At 60.6% G+C, this 6,000-nt stretch carries 4 protein-coding genes and 4 tRNA genes; 5 read left to right on the top strand and 3 right to left on the bottom strand.

Annotated features, from left to right (window positions below; all coding sequences use genetic code 11):
• Positions 1–92: 92 nt before the first annotated feature.
• On the bottom strand, positions 93–1,013 hold the full coding sequence (gene rdgC / locus QIW53_RS20725) for a recombination-associated protein RdgC (protein ID WP_371051484.1): 921 nt from the start codon (positions 1,011–1,013) through the stop codon (positions 93–95).
• Between the two features lie 160 nt (positions 1,014–1,173).
• On the opposite strand from rdgC, the gene QIW53_RS20720 reads away from it, so the two are divergent.
• The 4 genes from QIW53_RS20720 to QIW53_RS20705 all read left to right on the top strand — a co-directional run bounded on the left by QIW53_RS20720 (position 1,174) and on the right by QIW53_RS20705 (position 1,705).
• A tRNA-Val gene (locus QIW53_RS20720) sits at positions 1,174–1,249 on the top strand.
• 19 nt (positions 1,250–1,268) lie between these two features.
• Positions 1,269–1,345 (top strand) — tRNA-Asp (locus QIW53_RS20715).
• 188 nt (positions 1,346–1,533) lie between these two features.
• A tRNA-Val gene (locus QIW53_RS20710) sits at positions 1,534–1,609 on the top strand.
• A gap of 19 nt (positions 1,610–1,628) precedes the next feature.
• A tRNA-Asp gene (locus tag QIW53_RS20705) sits at positions 1,629–1,705 on the top strand.
• Between the two features lie 226 nt (positions 1,706–1,931).
• On the opposite strand, the gene QIW53_RS20700 is transcribed toward QIW53_RS20705, so the two are convergent.
• Both QIW53_RS20700 and QIW53_RS20695 read right to left on the bottom strand, forming a co-directional pair.
• Entirely contained in the window at positions 1,932–3,101 is a 1,170-nt protein-coding gene (locus QIW53_RS20700; protein ID WP_371051483.1) for a catalase family protein, read from the bottom strand.
• Positions 3,098–4,906, bottom strand: a complete 1,809-nt coding sequence (locus tag QIW53_RS20695) for a di-heme-cytochrome C peroxidase (RefSeq protein ID WP_371051482.1) — start codon at positions 4,904–4,906, stop codon at positions 3,098–3,100. Before QIW53_RS20695 ends, QIW53_RS20700 begins: the two co-directional genes overlap by 4 nt.
• A 267-nt stretch (positions 4,907–5,173) precedes the next feature.
• On the opposite strand from QIW53_RS20695, the gene QIW53_RS20690 reads away from it, so the two are divergent.
• Positions 5,174–5,890, top strand: coding sequence for an FKBP-type peptidyl-prolyl cis-trans isomerase (locus QIW53_RS20690; protein ID WP_017337365.1), 717 nt, complete (start codon positions 5,174–5,176; stop codon positions 5,888–5,890).
• Positions 5,891–6,000: the final 110 nt, after the last annotated feature.

The following is a 6,000-nucleotide window of genomic DNA, read 5'->3' as shown; positions in this document are numbered from 1 at the left end:
GAGTGTCAGTCAATGCACGTGTCGACTGACACTCCGCTTTCGTCGGAACGCCGCCCGGAGCAAGCCCGCTCCCACTTGAAGATCAACCGCGATTAGATCCCCTGCGGCATCTCTTCCCCACCCAACGCTTCCACCAGCGCCGGCAGGAAGTCGCCGAAGGTCAGCATCATCAGGGTGAAGCTGGCGTCCAGCTGGCCGAGGGCTTCGTCGCCACCGTCCTGTTCCGCCTGGTCCTGCAGCAGGTCTTCGAACTTCAGGCGCTTGACCACCATCTTGTCGTCGAGGACGAAAGACAGTTTGTCCTGCCAGGCCAGCGACAACTGGGTGACCACCTTGCCGGTGCTCAGGTGCAGCTGGATCTCTTCGCTGGTCAGGTCCTGACGCTTGCAGCGCACGATGCCACCGTCTTCGTGGGTGTCGCGCAGTTCGCATTCGTCCAGCACGAAGAAATCGTCTGCCGCCTTCTGGGTGGTGACCCATTCGGTCATGACGGCGGTAGGCGCCATCTTCACGGTCAACGGACGGACCGGCAGGGTGCCGATCACTTCGCGCAAGGTCGACAGCAGGTCTTCGGCGCGTTTCGGGCTGGCCGAGTTGACCAGGATCAGGCCCTGTTTCGGCGCGATGGCGGCAAAGGTCGACGAGCGACGGATAAAGGCGCGAGGGAGGAAGGCCTGGATGATTTCATCCTTGATCTGGTCGCGTTCCTTTTTGTAGACCTTGCGCATTTGTTCCGCTTCGATCTCTTCAACCTTTTCCTTCACCGCGTCACGCACGACGCTGCCCGGCAGGATGCGTTCTTCCTTACGCGCGGAAATGAGCAGGAAGTCGCCGCTGACGTGCACCAGTGGCGCATCTTCGCCTTTGCCGAAAGGCGCGGTGAAACCGTAGGTGGTCAACTCCTGGCTTGCACAGGGACGCGCCAGTTTGGTGGCCAGTGCAGTTTCCAACGCCTCGGCATCAAAAGGCAGATCTTGGGTCAGGCGATAGATAAGCAGGTTCTTGAACCACATGGGGCGGGTCTCTCCTTTATACAAAGTGGGGCATTATTCTCTTCGTGGCGCCGTAGGCCAACCCTTCTCTAAGCCTTTGGAAGGCCTGAAAAAATTATTTAAGAAAGTGCTTGCCAGAGGTGGGGCTGCTCCGTAGAATGCGCGCCACACCGAAAGTGAAGGGTGATTAGCTCAGCCGGGAGAGCGTCTGCCTTACAAGCAGAATGTCGGCGGTTCGATCCCGTCATCACCCACCATTCGCTTCCAGTGTTACGCGCAGCGGTAGTTCAGTCGGTTAGAATACCGGCCTGTCACGCCGGGGGTCGCGGGTTCGAGTCCCGTCCGCTGCGCCATATTCGGTTACCTGGAACACTGAACGCCAGGTCACCAAAGGAAAGCCCGCTCACGCGGGCTTTTTTTTGCCTTGAAGTTCATGCGAGGCGTGCAAAGTTACGGACTTTCAGTTTTTTTGATTTATTTATCAATTAAATCAACACATTATGAAAATCTGTGGCACAATGCGCCCCGCAACGAAGGTAAAGGGTGATTAGCTCAGCTGGGAGAGCGTCTGCCTTACAAGCAGAATGTCGGCGGTTCGATCCCGTCATCACCCACCACTTGCTTTCAACGCTACGCGCAGCGGTAGTTCAGTCGGTTAGAATACCGGCCTGTCACGCCGGGGGTCGCGGGTTCGAGTCCCGTCCGCTGCGCCATATTCGGTCACCTGGAACACTGAACGCCAGGTCACCACGGAAAAAGCCCGCTTTTTAGCGGGCTTTTTGCTGTCTGGCGTTTGATTGCCAGAGGGCGTCCTCTCCTGTGGGAGCGAGCCTGCTCGCGATCAGACTCTCAGACAACGCGGGCATTCAGACTGCCCCCGTTCGAATCCATCGCGAGCAGGCTCGCTCCCACAGTGGTTTCGCGGCGCTTCAGGCGTGACTACTGCCGGGCGTTCTGGCTGTGCCGATAATCGCTCACGGACTCGTACACCGCCTTGCGCAACCGGTTGATCCCGCCGATCGGCCGATGCGCTTCCAAACCGAACCACGGGTTGAACGACAGGTTGTCGCATTGCAGGTTTTGCGCCGGGGTATCGAAGTCCTGGGCGGGCAGGGTGATGCGGGCCACGGTTTCGAAGGGCGCGTCCTGCTCGCGCCACTCGATGCTGGTGTCTTCGATGGGCATGAAGCGGTTCGCGTCCTGGCGCTGGATCTGCAAGACAAAGCACGCCGGTATCCGGTCGGTGGACAGTTGCTGGGTCAGGGCGCTGCGCAGGAAATTCGGCAGGTCGTGATTCTGTTTGGGCAAGGCGTAGGCCGGGCAGTTGTCTGGATCCGGCATGACCCTGAACTTGGCATTGGCCTCGCCGAACTTGTAGGGCGACACGGAAAAATAGGTGGTCCGGGTCGGGCTCTCCGGCGGCGCAGACAGGGTGGCCAAGGCAATGAACAAATGCCGGACTTGCCAGCTGCGCGGATCCCAGCCGGGGAAAAATGCCATGACCTTTTTGCCGTCGGCCTGCGCCGCGACATTCTGACGGTACTCGGCGACATCGCTGACAAAGAAGTTCGGGTGACTGAACATCACGAAATCCTGCTCGTGCAGGTCTTGTCGGTTGGCCAGCAGTTGTTTGCCCGGTACGTCGTGCAGTTTGATCGCCATGCCCCGGGCATCGCGGATGCTGTCGAACTGCGGATAGGCGTTGCCGTTGGACAGGCGCAGCGTGGCTTGCCAGCGTTTGCCCGGCTCGCTGAACACGCCGCGCCGCAGTTCCTGCGCCAGCTCCGGCAATACCTGGACTTCGGCCTTCACGCAGCCATGGGCCTTGGCGTGAGCGTCGCGCAAGTAACGGGTGCCTTCGCGGTGCTGATCGACGATGCGTACGGCGGTCTGGATCACGTCTTGGGTCATGGCGGCTTCGCCGTCCGGGATCTGCTCCAGTGCCGATACCGGCCCACGATGCTGCCAGGCGAACCAGGCGCTGGTCAGTGCCCAGCCGATCAGGCCGATACCCAGTGCAATCAGCAGAATCTTGCCGAGCAGGCGCCCCAACCACAGCCAGAGCCTGGCCAGCAGCGGCAGTTCCTTTTTGAAGGTGGTCATGATCATGGCAATTGTTTCTCCAGCGGGCCGCCCAGCACTTTCAGGTACTCCAGCAACGCCCAGCGTTCTTCGGGTTGCAGCAGCCGGCCAATGACGCCATTGCGCCGTTCGCCGGCGCGGAATTCATGACCGCTGTTGCGGTTGCCGGTGATCCGCGTATCGAACAGGAAGCCGTTGGTGAAGGCTTCGGTGCGGTAGCCCAGGTGGCGCGGGTCGTACTCGAAGTTACCTCTATAGAAGGTGGTAGCGCGCTCATCCTGGGGCGAGAGCAATTGGTAAAGGCTCGGCACCGAACCGTTGTGCAGGAACGGCGCTGTTGCCCAGACCCCCGCCAGAGGCCGCGCCTTGTAGGCGACCTTTTCCCGCACACCGATCGGCAGGCCGAAGCCGTCGAATTGCGGTTTTTCCAGCGGGGTGATGTTGGCGTCGCGATAGGCACGGTTTTCGACGAAGGCGGTCACGTAGGCCAGGCCCTTGGCCACTGACAGCTGGCTGAGGTCCAGCGGCTCCTTGGGTTTGGGGTGCAGCTTGACGTCCATGCTTTCCAGTTCGGCCGGGTCCCATTGCAGCGCGGTCAGGTCGAAACGGTGGTTGGCGATGTTGTTGGCGGCCGTCGGGTCGGTGCCGATGATCTCGACGGGCAGCATGTGCAAATGCTGGACCCAGCGCTCGCCCTCCTGTGTCGCCTTCGGTACATGGCAACCGGCGCAGTTCTCGGCGAACAGTACGCGGCCTTTGGCTGCCAGCGGTTTGTCGATGGCGCCGAGCAGGTCTTCCGGCCAGGCCGGTGGCTTGAGTCGTTGCAGGGTTTCTTCGATCAGGTGCAGGTCGCGCACCCGCACGCTGGAGGGGTATCGGTCCTCGCCCCGGAGGGGCTGGCGGTTCTCGTCGAAGAAATTCAGCGTGGCGCCTACGCCCAAGGCTTCACCGATATTGCGCGCCATGGGCTGTTGGGCCGAGCCATTCCACTGCACCCAGTCGAAGGTCCACATATCCCACAGCTGGGGGTAGTCGACCGGCGCATTGGCCACCCGGTAATTGCTCGGGGAAATCGCATCGCCGAAGCTGGCATTGGCGATGCGCCCGAACGCATCGGTGCGGCCCGGCCCTTCTTGCGTCGGGTAGAGCCCGCGGTGGGTATCGTTCCAGGCGACCTTGAGGAAGGTGTCCAGAGACTTCTTGAAGTCCTGGCGCAGTCGCGGGTGTTGAGCATCGTAGTCAGGGCCCAGCACGTTTCGGGCGAAACGCTCGAACTTCCAGGGGTTGTAGTAGGTGGACGCCAGGCTGGCGACCAGGGCCTGTCCGAAACTGCCGCCACGCAGCGTAGGAACGCTGGAAGGCAGGACGTGTTGTGCCGAACCGCCGTCGATACGGATCGCCTGGCCGTTGAAGCGCAGCTCGCCGGTGTGGCAAGCGGCGCAGGTGATATCCAGAAACTGTTCCGGACTGCCCGGGTTTTGATGACGGGCGAAGCCTACGGGCAAGTTCCCCGGGTTGTCCGGCGTGGCTTTCTGCTCGGGATCGATCAGAAAGCCGAAACGTGCCAGGTAATCCGGTGCGGCGAAGCGCTGCTGCGAGAAGGGCAGCTCGAGCGCCGTGAACCAGTCGTAGCGCAGACCTTTGATTTGCGTGCCCTGGGGCGTGAAATAGTAGGTCTGGCGATCGCTCGCGCTCCACTGTTCCAGGTAGTGCACCGGTTGCGCGGGGGCGGCCAGCGGCAGTTTCGGGTTGGCGACGTAGTAAAGAACCACTGCCAGGCCAATGCCCAACAGTGCCAGGATCAGAATCAGCAATCGGTAGAAGAGGCGCAAGTTAACAATCCTTGTCGAGTTATCGCTTCCTTATGCCTGAGCTGAAAATTTGCGGCAAGTGGCCATTATGCCAGAGATGACGCAGGTCAGTTTGCGCCCAGGAGCTGCGGATGACACAAGCTTCATCTTCGGATCAGCCAAATGCGTTACAACTCCTGAACTTATCAGCTGTATCCGGCTCTCATGCCGGTAGCCATTGGTCGTGGCCGCCTGATAAGCTCGCGGCTTTACTCGATTGCCCTTTTGGCGCATGAACAAGGAAATAGCATGAAACAGCATCGGTTGGCGGCGGCGGTGGCCCTGGTTAGCCTGGTACTCGCGGGTTGTGACTCGCAGACCAGCGTAGAGCTGAAAACCCCGGCGCAAAAAGCTTCCTACGGGATTGGCCTGAACATGGGCAAGAGCCTGGCTCAGGAAGGCATGGACGATCTGGACTCCAAAGCCGTTGCCCAGGGCATCGAAGATGCCGTCGGCAAGAAAGAGCAGAAGCTGAAAGACGAAGAACTGGTCGAAGCCTTTGCCGCCCTGCAAAAGCGTGCCGAAGAGCGCATGGCCAAGATGAGCGAAGAGTCGGCTGCCGCCGGCAAGAAATTCCTCGAGGACAACGCCAAGAAAGCCGGTGTCACCACTACGGCTTCGGGCCTGCAGTACGAAGTGATCAAGAAAGCCGACGGCCCGCAGCCAAAGCCGACTGACGTCGTGACCGTGCACTACACCGGCACCCTGACCAACGGCACCGTGTTCGACAGCTCCGTCGAGCGTGGCAGCCCGATCGATCTGCCGGTCAGCGGCGTGATCCCGGGTTGGGTCGAAGGCCTGCAACTGATGCACGTCGGCGAGAAGTACAAGCTGTACATTCCTAGCGAACTGGCCTACGGCGCGCAAAGCCCAAGTCCGGCGATTCCAGCCAACTCGGTGCTGGTGTTCGATCTGGAACTGCTGGCCATCAAGGATCCAGCCAAGCAAGACGACGCTGCGAAGTAATCAGCGCCTGTTCTGCCAGCAACGCCTCGCTCATGCGGGGCGTTGTTGCATCTGGGGCCGGGTAAAGGTAAACAAAGCGAACGGATCGGGCAGGATGCAGTCAGAGCCAT

This window comes from Pseudomonas fluorescens, assembly GCF_041354075.1.
In the GTDB taxonomy this organism is placed as follows: domain Bacteria; phylum Pseudomonadota; class Gammaproteobacteria; order Pseudomonadales; family Pseudomonadaceae; genus Aquipseudomonas; species Aquipseudomonas fluorescens_CE.
Note: the sequence above shows the minus strand (reverse complement) of the source record. Positions and strands in the feature narration are given on the sequence as shown.